At 72.3% G+C, this 19,822-nt stretch carries 18 protein-coding genes and 1 pseudogene; 2 read left to right on the top strand and 17 right to left on the bottom strand.

Annotation, left to right across the window (positions count from 1 at the left end; translation table 11 throughout):
* Positions 1-47 precede the first annotated feature (47 nt).
* From L7N97_RS01825 to L7N97_RS01790, 9 genes and pseudogenes are all read right to left on the bottom strand, one after another.
* Positions 48-2,324 carry a putative bifunctional diguanylate cyclase/phosphodiesterase gene (locus tag L7N97_RS01825; RefSeq protein WP_237476678.1) on the bottom strand — a complete coding sequence of 759 codons (2,277 nt, stop codon included), beginning with the start codon at positions 2,322-2,324 and terminating at the stop codon, positions 48-50.
* A 179-nt stretch (positions 2,325-2,503) separates the two neighbouring features.
* Positions 2,504-2,830, bottom strand: a complete 327-nt coding sequence (locus tag L7N97_RS01820) for a nucleotidyltransferase family protein (RefSeq protein WP_237476677.1) — start codon at positions 2,828-2,830, stop codon at positions 2,504-2,506.
* The gene (locus L7N97_RS01815; protein WP_237476676.1) at positions 2,827-3,237 is read right to left on the bottom strand and encodes a nucleotidyltransferase substrate binding protein; all 411 of its coding nucleotides are present in this window, start codon (positions 3,235-3,237) and stop codon (positions 2,827-2,829) included. Before L7N97_RS01815 ends, L7N97_RS01820 begins: the two co-directional genes overlap by 4 nt.
* A 3-nt stretch (positions 3,238-3,240) precedes the next feature.
* Positions 3,241-5,529, bottom strand: coding sequence for an NADP-dependent malic enzyme (locus L7N97_RS01810; protein WP_237476675.1), 2,289 nt, complete (start codon positions 5,527-5,529; stop codon positions 3,241-3,243).
* Positions 5,530-5,736: 207 nt separating this feature from the next.
* Positions 5,737-5,973, bottom strand: a pseudogene (locus L7N97_RS30475) (HepT-like ribonuclease domain-containing protein); the annotation flags it as partial.
* 40 nt (positions 5,974-6,013) lie between these two features.
* On the bottom strand, positions 6,014-6,319 hold the full coding sequence (locus L7N97_RS01805; protein ID WP_237476674.1) for a nucleotidyltransferase family protein: 306 nt from the start codon (positions 6,317-6,319) through the stop codon (positions 6,014-6,016).
* Positions 6,320-6,365: 46 nt separating this feature from the next.
* Complete coding sequence (locus L7N97_RS01800; RefSeq protein ID WP_428980945.1) at positions 6,366-7,313, bottom strand: hypothetical protein; 948 nt, start codon at positions 7,311-7,313, stop codon at positions 6,366-6,368.
* A 106-nt stretch (positions 7,314-7,419) separates the two neighbouring features.
* Complete coding sequence (locus L7N97_RS01795; RefSeq protein WP_237476673.1) at positions 7,420-9,825, bottom strand: DUF3772 domain-containing protein; 2,406 nt, start codon at positions 9,823-9,825, stop codon at positions 7,420-7,422.
* A gap of 23 nt (positions 9,826-9,848) precedes the next feature.
* Positions 9,849-10,898 (bottom strand): DUF2125 domain-containing protein, encoded by a 1,050-nt coding sequence (locus L7N97_RS01790; protein ID WP_237476672.1) that lies wholly within the window; start codon positions 10,896-10,898, stop codon positions 9,849-9,851.
* Positions 10,899-10,954: 56 nt separating this feature from the next.
* On the opposite strand from L7N97_RS01790, the gene L7N97_RS01785 reads away from it, so the two are divergent.
* Positions 10,955-11,497 carry a gamma-glutamylcyclotransferase gene (locus tag L7N97_RS01785; RefSeq protein ID WP_237476671.1) on the top strand — a complete coding sequence of 181 codons (543 nt, stop codon included), beginning with the start codon at positions 10,955-10,957 and terminating at the stop codon, positions 11,495-11,497.
* A gap of 21 nt (positions 11,498-11,518) precedes the next feature.
* Here L7N97_RS01785 and L7N97_RS01780 read toward each other — a convergent pair whose 3' ends face one another.
* On the bottom strand, positions 11,519-12,286 hold the full coding sequence (locus L7N97_RS01780) for an SDR family NAD(P)-dependent oxidoreductase (RefSeq protein ID WP_237476670.1): 768 nt from the start codon (positions 12,284-12,286) through the stop codon (positions 11,519-11,521).
* A 120-nt stretch (positions 12,287-12,406) separates the two neighbouring features.
* Here L7N97_RS01780 and L7N97_RS01775 point away from each other — a divergent pair, with 120 nt between their 5' ends.
* Positions 12,407-13,123, top strand: coding sequence for a hypothetical protein (locus L7N97_RS01775; RefSeq protein ID WP_237476669.1), 717 nt, complete (start codon positions 12,407-12,409; stop codon positions 13,121-13,123).
* Positions 13,124-13,149: 26 nt separating this feature from the next.
* Here the strand turns inward: L7N97_RS01775 and L7N97_RS01770 are convergent, their stop codons facing one another.
* The 7 genes from L7N97_RS01770 to lpxC all read right to left on the bottom strand — a co-directional run bounded on the left by L7N97_RS01770 (position 13,150) and on the right by lpxC (position 19,809).
* Positions 13,150-13,551, bottom strand: coding sequence for a DUF5615 family PIN-like protein (locus L7N97_RS01770; protein ID WP_237476668.1), 402 nt, complete (start codon positions 13,549-13,551; stop codon positions 13,150-13,152).
* Positions 13,548-13,778 carry a DUF433 domain-containing protein gene (locus L7N97_RS01765; protein ID WP_237476667.1) on the bottom strand — a complete coding sequence of 77 codons (231 nt, stop codon included), beginning with the start codon at positions 13,776-13,778 and terminating at the stop codon, positions 13,548-13,550. Before L7N97_RS01765 ends, L7N97_RS01770 begins: the two co-directional genes overlap by 4 nt.
* Entirely contained in the window at positions 13,775-14,932 is a 1,158-nt protein-coding gene (locus L7N97_RS01760) for an acyl-CoA dehydrogenase family protein (protein WP_237476666.1), read from the bottom strand. The genes L7N97_RS01765 and L7N97_RS01760 overlap by 4 nt, the downstream gene beginning before the upstream one ends.
* An 82-nt stretch (positions 14,933-15,014) precedes the next feature.
* Positions 15,015-15,920 (bottom strand): YihY/virulence factor BrkB family protein, encoded by a 906-nt coding sequence (locus tag L7N97_RS01755; RefSeq protein ID WP_237476665.1) that lies wholly within the window; start codon positions 15,918-15,920, stop codon positions 15,015-15,017.
* 103 nt (positions 15,921-16,023) lie between these two features.
* Complete coding sequence (gene recN, locus L7N97_RS01750; RefSeq protein ID WP_237476664.1) at positions 16,024-17,694, bottom strand: DNA repair protein RecN; 1,671 nt, start codon at positions 17,692-17,694, stop codon at positions 16,024-16,026.
* Positions 17,695-17,805: 111 nt separating this feature from the next.
* Positions 17,806-18,651, bottom strand: a complete 846-nt coding sequence (locus L7N97_RS01745; protein ID WP_237476663.1) for an outer membrane protein assembly factor BamD — start codon at positions 18,649-18,651, stop codon at positions 17,806-17,808.
* A gap of 198 nt (positions 18,652-18,849) precedes the next feature.
* Positions 18,850-19,809, bottom strand: coding sequence for a UDP-3-O-acyl-N-acetylglucosamine deacetylase (gene lpxC, locus L7N97_RS01740; protein WP_237476662.1), 960 nt, complete (start codon positions 19,807-19,809; stop codon positions 18,850-18,852).
* Positions 19,810-19,822: the final 13 nt, after the last annotated feature.

Genomic DNA, 19,822 nt, shown 5'->3' with positions numbered 1-19,822 from the left:
ATCGCCGCCCCGGCATGGCAGGGAAAGCTTGCGACTTGCCCCACCGGTCAGGCGGCGATGGGCCGCGCGGCCGGCCAGGCGGCGATCAGCGCCGGCACCTCGGCGGCCGGCACGGCGCGCGAGAACAGGTAGCCCTGGGCCGTGGTGCAGCCGAGCGACGCCACCCGTTCGCGCTGCTCCTCGGTCTCGACGCCCTCCGCGGTGGTCGCCATGCCGGCGCTGCGGGCGATGTCCACCACGGCGCGCACGATGGCGGCGTGCTGCTCGTCGAGGCCGACCTCCGACACGAAGGATCGGTCGACCTTGATGCGGTCGAAGGGGAACTGGCGCAGGTAGCCGAGCGACGAGTGGCCGGTGCCGAAGTCGTCCATGGCGATCGAGACGCCGAGCGCCTTCAGCCCGTGCAGGGTTTTGAGCGTCGAGGCCACGTCGTCGAGCAGCACGCGCTCCGTGAGCTCCAGCTCAAGCCGATCAGCCGGCAACCCCGTGTCGCGCAGCACGCCGGCCACGAGGGCGACGACGTCGGGCCCGAGGAACTGCACCGGCGACAGGTTCACGGCGACCCGCAGGGGAGCCGGCCATCGGCGGGCCTGCCCGCAGGCTTCCCTGAGCGCCCATTCCCCGATCAGCCCGATCAGCCCGCATTCCTCCGCGACGGTCACGAACAGCGCCGGCGACACCGCGCCGTGTCCGGGTCGGTCCCAGCGGGCCAGGGCCTCGAAGCCCGCGATGGCGCCGGTGGCGAGGTCCACGGTGGGCTGGAAGTGCAGGTCGAGGCCGCCGGCGTCGAGCGCGGCCGCGAGGTCGGCTTCGAGCGCCCGGCGCTCGGTCAGCTCGTCGCGCATCGCTCCCCTGAAGCGGAGGAAGCGACCGCGCTGGCCGCCCTTGGCGGCGTAGAGGGCGAGGTCGGCGGCGGCCAGCACCTCGTCGGCGTCGCCGCCGTCCTCCGGACCGAAGGCGATGCCCACGCAGGCCCCGGACCTGACCGTGTGGCGGTCGACCGCGAAGGGCTTCGCCATGACGGCGCAGATGCGGGCCGCGATGACGTCGACGGCATAGCGCGGCGCGTCCGGGATCAGCACCGCGAACTCGTCCCCGCCGAGCCGCGCCACGACGGCGCCCTCCTGCATGACCGAGCGCAGGCGCTCGCCGATGGCGACGAGCAGGCTGTCGCCGACACCGTGGCCGAGCGTGTCGTTGACGAACTTGAAGCCGTCGACGTCGAGCAGCAGCACAGCATAGGGCGCTGAGCCGGCGCGGCAGCGCGCCGCCGCATCCGCCGCATCGAGCTTCGCCCGGAAATCGCGGCGGTTCGGCAGGTCCGTCAGCGGGTCTCGCAGGGCGAGGCGGAGCACGCCGCGTTCGGCTTCGGCCCGCTCCGCCTCGATGCGGAGCAGCTTCGCGACCGCGACGGCCACCAGCACGGTCAGCAGGCAGGCCAGGAGCGTGTCGTCGAACAGGCTCGCCTTCGCGTCGCGGTCGATGTCCGCTTCCGGGACCGACACCGCGACCGCGAGCGGCTGGCCGCGCACGCGTTCCAGCGTGACGACGCGGTCCGGCAACCCGCTCTCGGCGGGCAGGGCGAAGGTGCCCTCGCGCCCTCCGGCGAGCAGCGCGCCGAGCGCCGTCCCGCGCACGTCCGCCCCCATCGGCACGGGCGCGTCCGCGCCGCCCGTCGCCCGCACGATGCCGTCGTCGCCGATGAGGGCGAGCGACGCCTTGGAGCCGAGGTCGATGCGGTTGAAGAAGTCCGCGAGCCGGGCCGGGTCGAGCGAGGCCACGACGACGCCGCCGAAGGCGCCGCCGGGCCCGAGCGTGCGGCGGCTGAACTGCACCGTGGTCTTGCCGGTGGCGCGGCCGAGCACGGGCACGCTGATGTAGAGCCCGTCGCCCGCCGCGTCGCGCTGCGCGGTGAAGTGCTTGCGGTCGCTGAGGTCGGTGGGGGGCGGCGGCTGCGGGCCCCAGGTGGTGGCGCGCATGACGCCGCCGGCGTCGAGCACCGCGACCTGGATCAGCACGTCATTGAGAAGCCCGCGGGCGGCCTCCATCAGGCCGCTGAAGCCGGCGGTGCCCCGGGCCTCGACGACGCTGCGCATGAACAGCAGCGACTTGTCGATCTCGGCGATGACGTGGACGACGTTCTCCTCGAACATCAGCGCGACGGCGGCGTTCGAGCGGTCGGACGCGCGCCGCGCCTCGTCGAGGTCCTGCAGGCCCTTGTAGGCGACGCCGCCCCACAGCACGGCGACGACGCACAGGCCGCAGATCACCGACATCCGGCGCTTCGACACCGCCAGCGACAAGGTCGCGATCCGCCCATCCATCCGCACCGCCTCCGCGCCGATGGTCTATTTTAGTCCAGAACGCCTTTCTGCTTGTTGAAGGGAGACGGTCGTCCTCTCTGAGTTGTGGGAAGGATGTTCTCCGGCGCCGCGCGACATCCGTCCCGTCGACGGTCGGCGGCCCCGCGACGAGGGGAGCCACACCGCCGCCGCGCGCGGGGTCAGGCAGGGTCGCGGCCGACCTCCGAGAGGAGGACGGCCTGCGACTCCACCACACGCCGGAACGCGGGCGAGCAGGCCGCGAGGTCGACGAGGTCCACGCGCCACGGCAGGTCGCTCTCGTCGAAGGCGTCGGCGAGCCGGGCCTCTTCGCGCAACGTGAGCGGCCGGCCGGCGTCCACGGCGATGTCGAGGTCCGAGAAGCGTCGCGCCCGGCCCTGCACGCGCGAGCCAAAGGCGTAGATGCGGCAGGGCCGGGGAGCCCGCTCGGCCAGCACCTCGCGCACGAGCGCCAGCCATCGCGGCCCGACGTCGAGCACGGCCGTCATGGCGCTGAGAGCCGCCGGTCGAGGGCCGCGAGCAGAGCTCGCGCGTCGTCCAGGAAGGCGGGGATGCGGGCGAAGACCTCGGCGGCCTTCGCGCCGTCATAAGCGTGGCTGGTCGTCCCACGGGCTTTCCGATGCTCCGCCCAGACGTCCCAACCGTTGACCAGCAGTCCCCGCTCCGAGCCGAGCCGGATCAGGGCGGGAAAGCTCGACTCGCGGAGCTGTCCCGGCGCCGGCTCGGTCTCCTCCAGGAACCGGCGCAGAAACTTGTGGCTGAGCTCGTAGGTGTACTCAAACCGCTGGATGACGCCGTCTCGGATCACCTCGTTGTCGGGATGCTCTCGCGACATGGCCAGCCCGGCCGCGAGCTGCGCCACGGCGCGGCGGAACGGCGACAGGTCCAGCGCCACGCCTCAACCCCCGATGTTGAAGGCCGCCAGCGCCGCCATGTTGACGATGTCGCTGTCGCGCGCGCCGAGCGGCAGGATCTGCACGGGCCGGTCGAGCCCGACGATCATCGGGCCGATCAGGGTCGCGCCGCCGAGCTCCTGCAGCATGTGGGTCGAGATCGAGGCCGAGTGGAAGGCCGGCATCACCAGCACGTTGGCGACGTCCCTCAGGCGGCAGAACGGGTAGGACGCGAGGCGCTCGCGGTTGAGCGCCACCTCGGCCGACATCTCGCCGTCGTATTCGAAGTCGACGTGCATGCCGTCGAGGATCTTGACCGCGTCCTTGACGCGGCCCGAGCGCTCGCCCGGCGGGTGGCCGAAGGTCGAGAAGGCCAGCAAGGCGACGCGGGGCTCGTAGCCGAGCCGGCGCGCCACCCGCGCGGCCTCCACCGCGATGGCGGCGAGGTCCTCGGCGTCGGGCATCTCGGTGATGGCGGTGTCGGCCACCACCACGGTGCGGCCGCGCGACAGCACCAGCGACACGCCCATCAGCCGGTGTCCCGGCTTCGGGTCGATCACGCGCTGGACGTCGCCGAGCGCCGCCGAGAAGTTGCGCGTGACGCCGGTCACCATGGCGTCGGCGTCGCCGTTGGCCAGCATGGCGGCGGCGAAGTGGTTGCGGTCCGTGTTGATGAGGCGCTGGCAGTCCCGGAACAGGAGCCCCTTCCGCTGCAGGCGCTGGTACAGGAACTGCGCGTAGGTGCCGTTGCGGTGGGACAGGCGCGCGTTGTGGATCTCGATGCCGCGCTGCTCGGCGATGTCGAGCCCGAGGCCGTCGGCGGTGCGCTGGATGCGGTCCTCGCGGCCGACCAGGATCGCCGTGCCGAGCCCCTGGTTGGTGAAGGAGATCGCGGCGCGGATCACCTGCTCCTCCTCGCCCTCGGCGAAGATCACGCGCTTGGGGAAGCGCTTGGCCCGCTCGACGATGCGCTGCAGCGCGCCCGCCACGGGGTCGCGCCGCGCGCTGAGCTGCGCCGCATAGGCCGCCATGTCGACGACCGGCCGCCGGGCTACGCCCGTGTCCATGGCGGCGCGCGCCACGGCCGGCGGGATGGTCGAGATCAGCCGCGGGTCAAAGGGCACGGGGATGATGTAGTCGCGCCCGAAGCGCGGCCGCGCCCCGCCGTAGGCGGCCGCCACCTCGTCCGGCACGTCCTCCTGGGCGAGGTCGGCCAGGGCGTGCACGGCCGCGATCTTCATCTCCATGTTGATGGTGGTGGCCCGCACGTCGAGCGCGCCGCGGAAGATGTAGGGGAAGCCGAGGACGTTGTTGACCTGGTTCGGGTAGTCCGAGCGGCCCGTCGCCACGATGGCGTCGTTGCGCACAGCGTGGGCCTCCTCGGGCGTGATCTCCGGGTCGGGGTTGGCCATGGCGAAGATGATGGGCTTCGGCGCCATGCTCCGCACCATCTCGGGCGTCAGCGCGCCCTTGGCGCTGAGGCCGAAGAAGATGTCCACCCCTTCCAGCGCCTCGGCGAGGGTGCGCTTGTCGGTGTGGACCGCGTGGGCCGACTTCCACTGGTTCATGCCGGCCGTGCGGCCCTGGTAGACCACGCCCTTGGTGTCGCAGAGCAGCACGTTCTGCGCCTGGAACCCCATGGCCTTGATGAGGTCGAGGCAGGCGACGCCGGCCGCGCCCGCGCCGTTGCACACGAGCTTGGTCTCGCGGATGTCGCGCCCGGTGAGCCTCATGGCGTTCAGCATGCCGGCCGCCGCGATGATGGCGGTGCCGTGCTGGTCGTCGTGGAAGACGGGGATGTCCATCAGCTCGCGGAGGCGCTCCTCGATGATGAAGCACTCCGGCGCCTTGATGTCCTCCAGGTTGATGCCGCCGAACGAGGGGCCGAGATAGCGCACCGCGGCGATGAAGGCGTCCGAGTCCTCGGTGTCGACCTCGAGGTCGATGGAGTCGATGTCGGCGAAGCGCTTGAACAGTACCGCCTTGCCCTCCATCACGGGCTTGGAGGCCAGCGCGCCGAGGTTGCCGAGGCCCAGGATGGCGGTACCGTTGGAGATGACGGCGACCATGTTGCCGCGCGCCGTGTAGTCGAAGGCGCGCGACGGGTCCTCGGCGATGGCCTTCACGGGCACGGCCACGCCCGGCGAATAGGCCAGCGACAGGTCGCGCTGGGTGGCCATCGGCTTGGTGGGGATGACCTCCAGCTTGCCGGGCTTGCCCTGCGAATGGAATTGGAGCGCTTCCTGGTCCGTGATCGTGCGGCGCTTGGGTCGGCCGCCTTCGGGATCGTTCATTCTGTCCTGGCTCGTCGTTCGGGTGCGAGGCCGGGGAGGATAGGGCGGGAGGGGGCGGAGGGATAGGCGCTCGGAGGCTTCTCCAAGGAGGAGGGCCATCGACCTGCTGGTGCGGCACGCGACCGGAACACGGGCGGTTCGACGCGTCGAGACAGGCCCTCGACCGAGCAGGGCTCGGTTCGCCGCGACCGTGACGGGGGTATTCTGCTGGACGATGGCCCAGATCGTCCTGTCGTCCACCGACTCGTAACCGTGGCTCAGGAGGTTCCGGAGAGCGATCGCGCCACGCAGGCCGGAGATGCGCCCCGCCATCTCGGGGTCGACACGGCGCAACCGGTCGAGCGCTTCGCCGAGGATCTCGAATCGCCGCTCCACGGCGGAGCGCACCATCTCGGCCGCTGCATAGTCGTCGAAGGAAAGCCCTGCCGTGAACCGCAGGATCGCTTCGGCGCTCTGTGCCGCGTCTTACAGGAGCAGAGACGGATCACGCTCCATAGAGCGGCTCGCGCGACCGTTCGATGCTGGCGCGCAGGTACGGGTTTCTCACCGCGCCGGCCATGACGAAATCCACGTCGCGGCCGAACAGGGCGGCGAGGGCGTCGCGCAGCTCGAACAACGGGCCCCAGGAAGGAGGGCGGTCGGGCTCGTATTCGATCAGGAGATCGATGTCCGACTGATCCGTGAAATCATGACCGCGGGCCGCTGAGCCGAACAGGTCGAGCTGTCGCACGCCGTAGTGCCGACACAGCGCCGCGACCTCCTCACGCTTTTCGGCGACGATGGGCACCACGGTGAGCACCTCCGATCCATGCCGTCGCCCGCACGGCGCCCCTTCCTCAATCCCCCGTGCAGATCGGCGTCGGCCGCGGCGGGGGGGCCGGATGCGCCGCCCTGTACCGCGCGATGATCGGCTCCAGCACGGCCCGGGACCAGAACTTCGGCGCGCCGATCTCGGCCCGGCACGAGGCGTCCCAGTAGCCACCGCCGGTCGCGGCGGCGCGCACGTCGGCGGCCTCGGGGTAGATATAGAGCGTTGTGGGGCTGTTCGCGACGAGGGCGCCGATCTTGTCGGCATCCGCGGCCGACCAACTCGTGCAGCCGTTGGAGCGCCCGCCGGCGTAATCGACGAGATGGCCGAAGGGCACGTAGCCGTCGGCATTCGCGTGGGGGTCGCCGGGGGCGGGGCGCAGGCACACGCCCTTCAGCGTCACGGCCGCGTGGCCGCCGATCTCGCGCGCCTTCGCGTTGGCGGTCTCGCCCTCGCCGAGGAAGGGCACGAAGGTCCGCACGAAGGGCGCGTCGCCCGCCGAGGCGCGGTAGTAGCCCTTGAACGAGGTGCGCGCCTCGCCCGTCACGTAGGCGCCGCCGGTGGTGAGGTTGGAATCCGCGGCGTTGCCGAAGTGCCTCGCGCAGCGGCGGCCGTTGCGGAAGTCCGCCGCGCCCGGCAGGTTCAGCCCGGAGCCATGGCCGGCCGGGATGGCGGTGAACTGCCCGTCCGCCTCGCAGGCCACGTAGAAGCGGCCGCCGTCGGGGTCGTTCGGGCGGGTGGCGTCCATGGCGAACCAGCAGGGGTTCGACACCCGCCCCTCGGCGGTCTTGCGCTGCCACAGCGCCCGCGCCCGCCGCAGCACCGGCTCGGCGATCTGGTCCTCGCCGGTCCCGACATGGGCCATGAGCCAGGCCGGCACGCCGTCCTCGGCGGCGCGGGCCTGGCTGAACAACAGCGCGGCGACCGCGGCGGCGAGCGCCGGGATCAGGGCGAGCTTCGAGGATGTCGCGGTCACGCGGGCCGGGCCTCCGGATCGGTCGGGAGCCAGACTATCACAGCCGAATCGGGCGGCGCCGCGGCGCGGGGCGCCGCGAGGTCAGCGCGGGGACAGGATGGGCGCCTCACTCCGCCGCGGCCCTGCGGCCGCCGTCGCGGTCCTCGGCGAGCTTCTGGTTGAGCCAGGCGTCGAGGCGGTCGAGCGCGGGGCTCGATACGGTGGGGGCCGCGGGCGGGTTGGCGTAGCCGGCCGCCTTCAGCTTGGCGTGAAGGTCGTAGAGCAGGTCGCTGGTCACGCGGGCGCGGCTCTCGACGTCCTCGATGAAGCAGATCAGGTCGAAGCTCATGTTGGATTCTGTCAGCGCCGTGAACAGCACGCTCGGCGTGGGGATGGTGAGCACGCGCTCGTGGGCCTTGGCGGTGGAGATCAGCGCGGTGCGGACCTCCTCGGGGTCGGCCGAGAGCGGCACCGTGAAGGACAGCTTGATGCGGCCGACGCGGTCGTTGCGCACCCAGTTCTTCACCACGCCCGACATGAGGGAGGCGTTGGGCATGATCACCAGCGCGCGGTCGAAGGTCTCGATCTCGGTCGAGCGCACGTTGATGCGCCGCACGAAGCCCGATTCCGCGCCCACCTCCACCCAGTCGCCGACCCGCACGGCGCGCTCCCAGAGCAGGATCAGCCCGGACACGAAGTTGTTGGTGACGGTCTGCAGGCCGAGGCCGATGCCGAGCGACAGGCCGCCGGCGATCAGCGTCAGCCGCTCCCAGCTGAGGCCGAGGTAGGCCAGCGCCAGGGCGAGGGCGACGACGAAGCCCACGTAGCCGAGGCTCGTCTTGATGGAGTTCTGCAGGCCCGTGTCGAGCTTGGTGCGGGGCAGGTACTTGGTTTCGAGCCAGCGCTGCACCGCGCGCGTGCAGCCGAGCGCCACGGCGAAGAGCGCGACGCCGACGATCACGGAGGAGATCGAGATCGTGGCGCCGCCGATCGAGAAGCCGAAGAAGGCGGCCTCGGCCGTGGCCAGCATGTCGCCCGACTCGATGCGCCAGGGCGCGAGCACGAGCAGCACCGCCGCCACGTAGAGCGACACCTTGACGAGGCCGGACAGCAGGATCGCGCCCTGGTCGAGCCGGTCCTGCGACACGCCGAGCAGCGAGGCGAGGCCGCGGCCCGAGCGGGAGTCGGGCCGCGCGATGGCGCCGAAGCCCTCCTCGGCGAGGTTCAACAGGATGTAGAGCAGCGCCAGCGTGCCCGCCACGGCGAGGATCTGCTCGACCAGGAAGGCCGCAAAGGCGATGTAGCCGACCAGGATCGACACGAGCAGCGTGAGCGCCAGCGCGCGGCCGGCGGTGCGCAGCAGGGTGGACCAGCGCTCGGCCGCCGGCGAGCGGGGCGCGGCCTCGTGGGGCCGCAGCCACACGTTGCGCAGCGACAGCCCCAGCGCGACCGTGACGGCCGCCGCGCCGAGGCCGCGCGTCGCCACCGCGACCGGCACGCCGACGCTGATGAACTCGTTGACGGCCTCGACCAGCTTCACGGCGGCCACGATCACCTGGACCAGGATGGTGAGGTGGTACAGGTTCCTGGCGGTCGGGGTGTCGACCGGCGGCAGCCGCCAGTTGGGGCTGCCCGGCGCGAAGAGGCCGCGCGCGAGGCCGATGCCGACCGACACGATCGCCACGGCGATCGTGAGCGCGGTGCCGAGGCTCGACAACAGCGTCGGCAGGTCGAACAGCTCGACGAGGCCGCCCACGGCCAGCACGGCCGCGACCGGGACGGCGGCGGTCGCGATCATGACGCGCAGCGCCCACAGCGCCTTGAGCAGGCGGGACGGCTTGGCGGCCGGGTCGCGGCCGCGCAGGCCCACGGCGATCCGCCAGGCAAGCGGGTAGAGCACGGCGATGAGCGCCAGCAGGCCGCCGAGCGCGATGCGTCGGGCCGGCGTCAGCCCGTCGTAGGCGGCCTGGCTCCAGTTGGCGGCCAGCGTGGCGACGCGGGCCGCGTCGTCCGGCGCCTCCGACCCGACCGCGATCCACAGCGACGGGCTGAGCAGGCTGGAGGAGCGGGTGAACAGGTCGTGGGCGAAGAGCGCGCGGCGCCGGCCGACGATCGTCTCGCTCGCCTGCGCGGCCTGGACGGCGAGCACCTTGGCGCGCTTCTGCGTGGCGTCGAGGTCGTCGAACAGCTTCTGCTGGGCGGCGCGCTCCTCCGTGATCGAGGGCGCCTCGCCGGGGCCGTTCTTGGCGTCGGGCTTGGGGCCGAGCTGGGCCAGCCTGTCCTTCACGGCCGCGATGCGCGGCGCGAGTTCGGCCGCCACGGCGTTCATCTGGCCGGCCACGGGGTCGACCTGATTGCGGAGCAGCTGCAGCGTGGCATCGGACAGGTCGCCGCGCGCCAGCCGCTGGTCCACGGCGTCGATGGTCGACTTCGCCATGTCGAGGTCGCCGGCGACCTTGCCGGGCGCCTGAGCGAACGCGGGGATCGCCAGCAGGCAGAGGGCGAGCGCCAGAGCGGACAGGAGGCGATGCAAGGGGCGGCTCTCGGGTTCGGGGATCAGTAGAGCGGCGGCAGCCGCAGGCCCGTCTTGAACGGCCCGATCAGCACCGTGCCGTCGGCGAAGACCACGGGCAGCGACACGACGCCGGCCCGCGGCGCCGGCGAGGGCTTGCCGCCTAGGAGGTTGGCGAGCAGGCCCCCCACCTGAACGGCGCCGAGCGATATGCCGTAGCGCTTCATGATCGGCTCGAAGCCGCCGAAGCGCGCGTCGAGCCGGCCGTCGAGGCGGTGCAGAGCGTCGAGCCCCAGCGCGCCGGACGCGCCGAGCGACAGCGGACCCTTGGTCATGGTCGCGTCGGCGACGTCCAACCGCCCGCCCGCGGCGCGCCAGCGCTCCACCGTGGCGGGGCCGAGGTCGGGCAGGTCGCCCATGGCGTGGGTGACCGTTCCGGCGAGGTGCCCGTCGAGCGCGGCGGCCTCGCCCGTCACGGCGTCGAGCCCGGGCGCGGCGAGGCCCGACAGGCCGATCTCGACCGCGTCCGCGTCGGCCGCCGCGGCGCCGGGAGCAGGCCCGGCGCGGAGCTCGACCCGGCGGGCCGCGCCGCCGGTGCCGTCCGGACGGGCGAGCGTGAAGCCCTCGCCGACGAGCTCGGCGCGGGGGCGGCCGCCGAACACGCCGCGCAGCTTGGCGCCGAGCCTGTCCCAGCCGAGGGTGAAGTCCGCGTGGTGGTCGGCGGTCGTCAGCGTCATGGGGCCGTCGAGCAGCATGTAGACCGCGCTGGGCTCGTAGAGCCAGGCGCGGGCCGTCAGGCCGGCGAGGTGCCCCTCGCCGGGCGAGCTGTCGACCGTGCCGGCGAACCCGACGCCGCGGCAGGCGACCTCGATGCGGAACGGGTAGCCATCCACCGTGCGGTCCGGGCAGGACCAGCTCCGGCCGTGCGCGGCCTCCGCGGCGATGAAGCCGTCGATCGCGGCCGCGGCCTGCCAGCGCGCCACGGCCCACAGCACCGACCAGCCGAGCACCAGGATGGCGAGCGACAGCAGCGGCACCATCAGGCTGGCGCGCGGGCGCCGCCGGGCGCGGCGGAGGACGACGCCCTGGCTCACGGCGCTTCCCCCGCGGGCGCGGATCGGCTTAGGAAGGTCTGAGCCGGGGAGAGGGGATGACGACGGACATCGAGGGGACGGACGCCGGGGAGCTGTGGATCTTCGCCTACGGATCGCTGATGTGGCGGCCGGACTTCGCCTACGAGGAGCGGGTGGGGGCGCGTCTGTTCGGGTATCATCGGGCCCTCTGCATCTATTCGCACCATCACCGCGGCACGGCCGAACGCCCCGGGCTGGTGCTCGGGCTCGACCGCGGCGGCTCCTGCGTCGGCCTGTGCTTCCGTATCGCGGCGTCGGAGCGCGCCGCAACCCTGGATGCCGTGCGGGCCCGCGAGCTGGTCTCGGGCGTCTACGCGGAGATTGCGGCGCCGGTGCGCCTCGCCGACGGCCGCAGGCTGGCCGCCGTGGCCTATGTGGCGAAGCGCGACCACGAGCAATATGCGGGGGCGCTCGACACCGCCGAGGTGGCGCGCCTCGTGGCCCAGGGCCACGGCCAGTACGGGGCCAACGTCGACTACGTGCGCAACACGCAGGCCCACCTCGCCGAGATGGGGATGAAGGACGCGCGGCTCGCCGCGGTGATCGCCGAGCTGGGTTAGGACCCGGCGCGGGCGAGGACGTCAGCGCGGCGCCATGCGGAGCGCGCCGTCGAGCCGGATGGTCTCGCCGTTGAGCATGGCGTTGCCGACCACATGCAGCACCAGGGCCGCATATTCGTCCGGCCGGCCGAGCCGCGGCGGGAACGGCACGCCCTTGCCGAGGGCGTCGCGCACCGGCTCCGGCATGGCGGCCAGCATGGGCGTCGCGAAGATGCCGGGCGCCACGCACATGACGCGGATGCCGTGGCGGGCGAGCTCGCGCGCCGCCGGCAGCGTCAGCGCCGCGACGCCGCCCTTCGAGGCCGCGTAGGCGGCCTGCCCGATCTGCCCGTCGAAGGCCGCGACCGAGGCCGTGTTGAGCACCACGCCGCGCTCGCCCTCGGGGTTCGGCGCGTTGCCCGCCATGGCCTCGGCGGCGAGGCGCAGGCAGTTGAACGTGCCGACGAGGTTGACCGCCACCGTGCGGGCGAAGCCGTCGAGCCCGTGCGGCCCGTCGCGGCCGAGGATCTTCTCGGCCGGCGCCACGCCGGCGCAGTTCACCAGCCCGTGCAGGGCGCCGAAGCCGTCGAGGGCAACGCGGACCGCCGCGGCGACCTCCGCCTCGTCCCTCACGTCCGCGGCGGCGAAGCGCGTCCGCTCCCCGAGTTCGGCCGCGAGCGCCTCTCCGGCCTCCCGCGCGCGGTCGACCAGGACGACGCGGCCGCCCGCCGCCGCCAGGGCGCGGGCCGTGGCGGCGCCGAGGCCCGAACCCGCCCCCGTGACCATGAAGGCGTGACCGTCGATCTGCATGGCTCCACCCCCCGTGCCGGGCGGCAGTCGAGCACGGCGGGCGCCGGAGGCCAAGGCCGTCCCGGCTTGAGGTCGCCGACGGCCCGGCCTATCCTGCCCGCGGTCGAACGGAACTCGCCCATGCGCGCCCCCGCCCTCCTCACCGCCGCGGCCGCCCTGATGGGCACGGCGGCGGCGCGCGCCGCCGACATCGCGGTCTCGTCCTTCGCGGGGCCCACGCCGGTGATCACCATCCGCGGCGCGATCGAGCCGGGCGACGAGCTGAAGTTCACGCGCTTCGCGGCGGTGCTGCCGTCGGCCGTGGTCGAACTCGACAGCACGGGCGGGCACTTGGCGCCGGCGCTGACGATCGGCGACCTCTTGGCCCGGCACAACTTCTCCACCTACGTCGGGCCGCACGCGGTGTGTTCCTCGGCCTGCGGGTTGATCTGGCTTGCCGGCCACCCGCGGGTGAAGCAGGCCACCGCCCGCATCGGCTTCCACGCCGCCTACGTGCCGGACGCCGGCGGCGTCGACCGGGAGAACGGGCTCAGCAACGCGTTGATCGGCTCCTACATGACGCGGCTCGACCTCGGCACCGAGGCCGTCATATTCGCCACGGCGGCCGGGCCGGGCGCCATGGCCTGGATCACGCCGGAGGACGGGGCCCGCTCCGGAATCCCGTTCGAGGTCGTGCAGGAGGACCTGGCCGGCCTGAAGACCGCGGGCCCGTCGCGCGCCGAGGTCGTCGACGAAGCCGTGGGGTCGCTGAAGGCGGCGATGTCGGCGGCACGGCGGGCCGAGACGGGGGCGGGGCAGAAGGACGGCATCGCGCGCGTGCCGCATCGAACCGAGTAGGACCCGGTCGAACGTCGAAGGCGAATTCAGAATTCAAACGGCTTCAGCGCTGGGAGGCTTTCCGTCACCGCCCGCCCACCTGTCATGCTGGTCACGATCCGTGAGCCGTCGAGCCCGATCACGATGTGCTGATGGGGCTGCGCGCGCCTGAGCGTGTCGGCGACATCGTCGACGCGGTCCAGGATCGGGCGGCGTCGATTGTGGGGCAGGGCCACGACGGCGAGAGGCCGATCCCGCAGGCTGTTCTGATCCGAGATGTTCTTGTCGTTGGTCAGAACGGCATCGAAGCCGGCTGCGACTGCCGCGTCGAGCAGATCGCCGTTCCGCATCGCCGCCCAACGCCCCGGAAAGCGTTCCGCGTCGATGCCGTGGCGGCGCAGGGCGGCGACGATCTGGCGTGGGACGCCCTCGTCGACGACGACCTTCACGCCGCGTCGGCCCTCGCGATGGCATTCGACGTGAGTTGGAGCACCGCGACGACGTCCTCGCGGTCCAGCGTCTCGTAATCCGACAGGATCTCGTCGATCGACAGGCCGTCCGCCAGATTCTCGAACAGGACCTCGATCGGCACCCGCGTGCCGCGGAACACGCGTCGCCCACCCATGATGTCCGGGTCGGCCGTGATCAGCTCGTCGAGCGTCGGGGAGGGGATCATCGTATCACCCGTCCCTCCGCCAGCACGGACCGCGCCACGATCAGCCGCATGATCTCGTTGGTCCCTTCCAGGATGCGGTGGACCCGGAGGTCGCGCACGATCTTCTCGACGCCGTAGTCGCTGAGGTAGCCGTAGCCGCCGTGGAGCTGCAGCGCCTCGTCGGCGACCTTGGAGGCCGCGTCGGTGACGAAGCGCTTGGCCATGGCGCAGAGCCGCGTCGCGTCCGGCGCGCCCGCGTCGAGCGCCCGCGCGGCGCGGTGCAGGAGGGCGCGGGCGGCTTCGAGATCCGTCGCCATGTCGGCCAGGCGGAACTGCAGCGCCTGGTGCTCGTCGAGCCGGCGGCCGAAGGTGCGGCGCTCGCGCATGTAGGCGAGCGCCTTGTCGAAGGCCGCCTGCGCGCCGCCGAGCGAGCACGCCGCGATGTTGAGGCGCCCGCCGTCGAGCCCGCGCATGGCGAAGCGGAAGCCCTCGCCCTCGGCGCCGAGCCGGTTCGCGACCGGCACGCGGCAGCGCTCGAACACCACGGCGCGGGTCGGCTGGGCGTGCCAGCCCATCTTGCGCTCGTCCGCGCCGAAGGACAGGCCGGGCGTGCCGCCCTCGACCACCAGGGCCGAGATGCCGGACGGGCCGTCCTCGCCGGTGCGCGCCATCACGACGTAGAAGTCGTCCGGGTTGCCGGCGCCGGAGATGAACTGCTTCTGCCCGTCGAGCACGTAATGGTCGCCGTCCCGCACGGCGCGGGTGCGCAGCGCCGCGGCGTCCGAGCCCGAGCCGGGCTCCGTCAGGCAGTAGGAGGCGAGCCGGTCCATGCGGCACAGCATCGGCACCCAGCGCCCGCGCTGCTCGGCCGAGCCGAAGCGGTCGATCATCCAGGCGCACATGTTGTGGATGGAGATGTAGGCCGCGACCGTCGGGCAGCCGGTCGCCAGCGCCTCGAAGATCACCGCGGCGTCGAGCCGGGTCAGGCCGGAGCCGCCGTGCTGCTCGCCGACGGTGATGCCCGCCATGCCGAGCTCCGCGGCGGCGCGGATCACCGGGATGGGGAAGTGGTGGTCGCGGTCCCAGTCGAGCGCGTCGGGGGCGATGCGCTCCCGCGCGAAGGCGAGCGCCATGTCGCGGATGGCGGCCCGGTCGTCCTCGGCCTGATCGAGCATGCGCGCCTCCCCCGAGCGGGCTCCCGGGCCGAGCATAGGCCCGCGCCCCGCCTCTGGCGATGGCGTTCCGCGCCGCAGGTCCTCAGGGCTTCGGGAAGCGCGAGCGCCGGGCCGACAGCATGGTGACGTTGCTGATGGTCCGCGGCTCGACCGACTGCGTGCGGCGGCGGATGATGGCGGCGTTGAGCTCGCCGCCGTACACGAAGATGCTCGCCAGCGCGTAGAGGAACAGCAGCGCGATCATCACCGAGGCCAGGCCGCCGTAGGTCGTGACGTAGTTGCGGGCGTATTGCGACAGGTAGGCGCCGAACGCCATCGAGAAGACCAGCGACATCACCACGGTCAGCACGATGCCGGGCGCGATCTGCCCGAAGGTGCGGCGCTCTGCCGGCAGCCACTTGTGGGCGATCACCAGCGCCAGGATGAGGATGACGGAGACGAGGCCGTAGCGCGCGAGCGTCACCAGCCCCGCGAACTTGTCGAGATCGGGGGCGAACGAGGTCATCGCGCCCCAGAACAGCGGCGCCAGCACGACCAGGAAGGCGAGCGCCAGCAGCGCCACGGCGCCGACCAGGACGTAGGCGATCGACTCGAGCCGGAGCAGCCACCACGTCCGCCGCTCGCGCACCCCGTAGGCGCGGTTCAGCCCGACCCGGAAGGCTTCCACGCCGCTCGACGAGAAGTAGATCGCCAGCAAGGCGCCGATGGTCAGCAGCCCGCCGTGGGCGGTGGTCAGCACGGCGTGGATCTCGGACGCGATCGGCGCCGCCACCTGGTGAGGCCACACGTCGAACAGAAGGCTCGCGGCGCTCTCGCTCAGCTCCGCCGAGCCGAAGAAGCCGGCCAGCGCGGTGACGAAGATCAGGAACGGGAACATGGAGGTGAGCGTCGACATGGCGAGGTGGCTGGCGATGGCCCAACCGTCGTCCTCCGCGAGACGCCAATAGGCGTCCATGGCCACCTCGAAGACGACCTTCACGCGCCGCATGCCCGCTCGCCCCGCCCCGAACCGGCCGCCTCCGCGGCGCGGCCGTCCCGCCTCAGATCGTGCCGTCACGCCGTCCCGTCCAGGGCCGGACCATACCGCTGCGTCACGTCGCTGTCTCGATCAGGCGCCGGGCGGCGGCGCGCGCCTCCTCCGTGATCGTGGCACCGGCCAGCATGCGGGCGATCTCCTCGCGGCGCGACTCGTCCGCGAGCGGCGTCACACGCGTGGCGACCCGCCCCTCGCCCTTCAGCGCGCTCTTCGAGATGCGCAGGTGGCTCGCCGAGCGCGCCGCGACCTGGGGCGCGTGCGTCACGGCCAGCACCTGGATCTTGCCCGACAGGCGCGCGAGGCGCGAGCCGATCGCGTCCGCGACCGCGCCGCCGACGCCCGTGTCGATCTCGTCGAAGACCAGGGTCGGGGCCGAGCCGCGGTCGGCGAGCGACACCTTCAATGCCAGCATGAAGCGCGCGAGCTCGCCGCCCGAGGCCACCTTGGTGAGCGGGCCCGGCCGGGTGCCGGGGTTGGTCGACACCCAGAACTCGACGCGGTCGATGCCGTCCGGCCCCGCCGTCGCGGGGTCGGCGTCGATCTGCGTGGTGAAGCGGGCGCGCTCCAGCTTGAGGGGGCCGAGCTCGCGGTTGACGGCGGCGTCGAGCTTCGCCGAGGCCGAGGCGCGCGCCTTCGACAGGTCCTCGGCCGCCCGGCGGTAGGCGTCGCGCGCGGCCTCGACCGCCTTGGCGAGGGCGGCGAGCCGCGTCTCGCCGGCGTCGAGGGACTCGATCTCGCGCGTGAAGTGGCCCAGCAGCTCGGGCAGGGCGTCCACCGTGACGCCGTGCTTGCGCGCCGCGGCGCGCAGCGCGAAGAGCCGCTCCTCGACGGCTTCGAGCTCGCGCGGGTCGAAGTCGGCGGCCTGGAGCGCCTCCTCGAAGGCGCTCGTCGCGCCGTCGAGCGACACGAGCAGCGCATCGAGCGCCCTGAGGCAGGGTTCGATCAACTCCGGCGCCTGCCCGGCGCGGCGCTCCAGCCGGCGCATCAGCGCCGAGAAGGTGGAGGAGGGCGAGCCCTCGCCGCCGACGCTCTCAAAGGCGTCGCGCAGGTCGCCCGACACCTTCTCGGACTGCTGCATGACGGCGCGGCGCTCGGACAGCTTCTCCTCCTCGCCGGCCACGGGCTTGAGCTTCGACAGCTCCTCGTGGACGTGGTGGAGGTAGTCTGCGTCGGCGCGCGCCTTGGCGATGCGGGCCTGCTCGTCGTCGTGGTGGCGCTCGGCGGCGCGCCGGGCCGCGAAGGCGGCGCGGGTCTTCTCGACGCGCGCTTCGAGCCCGCCGAAGGCGTCGAGCAGCACGCGGTGGGCAGCGGGGTCGACCAGCGCGCGGTCGTCGTGCTGGCCGTGGATCTCGACGAGGCGGCGGCTCACGTCGCGCAGCGTCTGGGCGGAGATCGGCGCGTCGTTGAGGAAGGCGCGCGTGCGCCCGTCCGTCATCTGCACGCGGCGCAGGATCAGAGTGCCGTCGGCTTCGAGGTCCTGGGCGCGGACGACGTCCCAGGCCGGATGGTCGAGCGACAGGTCGAACACGGCCGTGACCTGGCCCTGCTTCTCGCCCTGGCGCACCATGGACCCGTCGCCGCGACCGCCGAGCGCGAGGGCGAGCGAGTCGAGCAGGATCGACTTGCCGGCGCCGGTCTCGCCGGTCAGCACCGTCAGGCCGGTGCCGAACTGGAGGTCCAGCTTGTCGATGAGGACGATGTCGCGGATGTTGAGCTGGGCGAGCATGGACGGACGCGCTTCACACCTGCGGGAAGGCGACGCTGTAGCACGCCGCCCTCGCGTCCGCGAAACGAAACATGAACGGAAGGGCCGGATCCCGCGACGGGGATGCGACCGTCAGCCGACGGTCTTGCGGTAGATCTTGGAGATCCAGGACTCGGAATCCTCGTTCGGCGACAGGCCGTCGGCCTGCAGCTTGGCGAAGGCATCCTTGTACCAGGGGCTGTCGGGGAAATTGTGACCGAGCACGGCCGCGGCGGTCTGGGCCTCGCCGGTAATGCCGAGCGACAGGTAGGCCTCGGTCAGCCGCTCCAGCGCTTCCTCGGCGTGCCGCGTCGTCTGATACTTCGACAGCACCTCGCGGAAGCGGTTGATGGCCGCGGTGTAGTTGCGGCGGTTCAGGTAGAAGCGCCCCGTCGACATCTCCTTGCCGGCGAGCTGGTCGCGCGTGACCTGGATCTTGAACTTGGCGTCGTCCGCATATTCCGACGTCGGGTACTTGGTGACGATCTGCTGGAACAGGTCGAGCGCCTTGGCGGAGTTCTCCTGGTCGCGCGACACGTCCGGGATCTGCTGATAGTAGGACATCCCCTGCAGGTAGAGCGCGTAGGGCGCGTCCGGCGCGTTCGGATAGAGCTGATAGAACCGCTTGCCGGTCGTGATCGCCGTGTCGTAGTCGCCGGCCTGGTAGTTGGCGTAGGTCTGCATCATCAGGCCCCGCCGCGACCAGTCGGAGAAGGGGTATTGCTTGTCGAGCTCGGAGAACTTCTTCGCCGCGCCGGCGCTGTCCTTCTTCTGCAGGCGCGCGAGGCCCTGATCGTAGATGTCGGAGGCCGGCGTCTCGGCCAGGATCTTGGTCTCGTATTTCTCGCCCGACCCGAACGGGTTGATCGAATCGAGGGTCGAGCAGCCCGCCAGGGGAATGGCCAGCAGGGCGGCCAGAGGCGCCGTTCGAAGGGCCATTCGGCGGACAGACACCATCGGGGGGACTCGATCTGATGAGGGGCCGGGGAGCGGCGTCGGGGAAACACGATCCATGCGCCCGGGCTTAAAGCCCTCCGGGGGTCGCATTAAGGCCTTGTTCCCCATGGCCCTGTGGGCATCGCCGAAAAACCGTCGACGTTGCCGGGATGCAACAGGTGCGGGGCCGCGGGCGGCGGCTCAGCCGATCTCGGCCGCGAAGGCCGGCATGGGCGCGAAGCCCCCGAAGTCGGCGAAGCCGGCCGCGCGGGTCGACGTCGCGTCCACCGGCGCCTCGACGAAGGTGAAGGCCGAGCGGTCGGCGAACAGGGCCTGGAGCACCAGGAAGTTCATCTTGTGGCCGGGGCAGAAGGCGGAATAGTGCCCGATGATGGGCGCGCCCGCGAGGGCGAGGTCGCCCACCGCGTCGAGCAGCTTGTGCGACACGAACTCGTCGGGCGCGCGCAGGCCTTCCGGGTTGAGGATGCGGTGGCCGTCCACGGCGACGGAGTTCTCCAGCGAGGAGCCGAGCGCGAAGCCCAGCTTCCACAGGCGCTCGACGTCGCGCAGCAGGCCGAAGGTGCGGGCGCGCGAGATCTCGCGGCGGAACACGGCGGGCGTCAGCGCCAGCGCCTTGCGGTGGCGGCCGATGGCCGCGACCGGATAGTCGATCTCGACGTCGAGCGAGAAGCCGGATTCGGCGGGGCTCAGCTCGGAAAAGGAGCGGCCGTGCTCGATGCGGACGGGCTTGAGCACCTTCAGGAAGCGCCGCGGCGCCGACAGGGTCCGCAGCCCGACGCGGTCGATGGCGGCCACGAACGAGGCCGACGAGCCGTCCATGATCGGCACTTCCGGCCCGTCCACCTCGACGAGGACGTTGTCGACGCCGAGGCCCGCGAAGGCGGCCAGCAGGTGCTCGACGGTGGACACGGAGCCGACCGAGGCGTCGCCCAGCACGGTGCACAGGTCGGTGGCCGACACGCGGGACCACTTCGCCTCGATGCGGCGCGTGGCGCCCTCGGGCAGGCCGGTGCGGAGGAAGACGATGCCGCTGTCGGGCTCGGCGGGATGGAGGATCAGGGTGACGGGAGCATTGGAGTGGACGCCGTTGCCGGACATGACGCACCGCTTGCGGAGGGTGGTCTGCTTCGGAAACTTCATGCCACTCAGCTCC

Source organism: Lichenibacterium dinghuense, from assembly GCF_021730615.1.
In the GTDB taxonomy this organism is placed as follows: domain Bacteria; phylum Pseudomonadota; class Alphaproteobacteria; order Rhizobiales; family Beijerinckiaceae; genus Lichenihabitans; species Lichenihabitans dinghuensis.
Note: the sequence above shows the minus strand (reverse complement) of the source record. Positions and strands in the feature narration are given on the sequence as shown.

Bases quoted from the DNA above. Each gene is read 5' to 3' on its own strand.
- L7N97_RS01825 (WP_237476678.1), bottom strand. From the start codon at position 2,324: ATGGATGGGCGGATCGCGACCTTGTCGCTGGCGGTGTCGAAGCGCCGG.
- L7N97_RS01820 (WP_237476677.1), bottom strand. From the start codon at position 2,830: ATGACGGCCGTGCTCGACGTCGGGCCGCGATGGCTGGCGCTCGTGCGC.
- L7N97_RS01810 (WP_237476675.1), bottom strand. From the start codon at position 5,529: ATGAACGATCCCGAAGGCGGCCGACCCAAGCGCCGCACGATCACGGAC.
- L7N97_RS01785 (WP_237476671.1), top strand. From the start codon at position 10,955: ATGACGACGGACATCGAGGGGACGGACGCCGGGGAGCTGTGGATCTTC.
- L7N97_RS01780 (WP_237476670.1), bottom strand. From the start codon at position 12,286: ATGCAGATCGACGGTCACGCCTTCATGGTCACGGGGGCGGGTTCGGGC.
- L7N97_RS01775 (WP_237476669.1), top strand. From the start codon at position 12,407: ATGCGCGCCCCCGCCCTCCTCACCGCCGCGGCCGCCCTGATGGGCACG.
- L7N97_RS01765 (WP_237476667.1), bottom strand. From the start codon at position 13,778: ATGATCCCCTCCCCGACGCTCGACGAGCTGATCACGGCCGACCCGGAC.
- L7N97_RS01760 (WP_237476666.1), bottom strand. From the start codon at position 14,932: ATGCTCGATCAGGCCGAGGACGACCGGGCCGCCATCCGCGACATGGCG.
- L7N97_RS01755 (WP_237476665.1), bottom strand. From the start codon at position 15,920: ATGCGGCGCGTGAAGGTCGTCTTCGAGGTGGCCATGGACGCCTATTGG.
- recN (WP_237476664.1), bottom strand. From the start codon at position 17,694: ATGCTCGCCCAGCTCAACATCCGCGACATCGTCCTCATCGACAAGCTG.
- L7N97_RS01745 (WP_237476663.1), bottom strand. From the start codon at position 18,651: ATGGCCCTTCGAACGGCGCCTCTGGCCGCCCTGCTGGCCATTCCCCTG.
- lpxC (WP_237476662.1), bottom strand. From the start codon at position 19,809: ATGAAGTTTCCGAAGCAGACCACCCTCCGCAAGCGGTGCGTCATGTCC.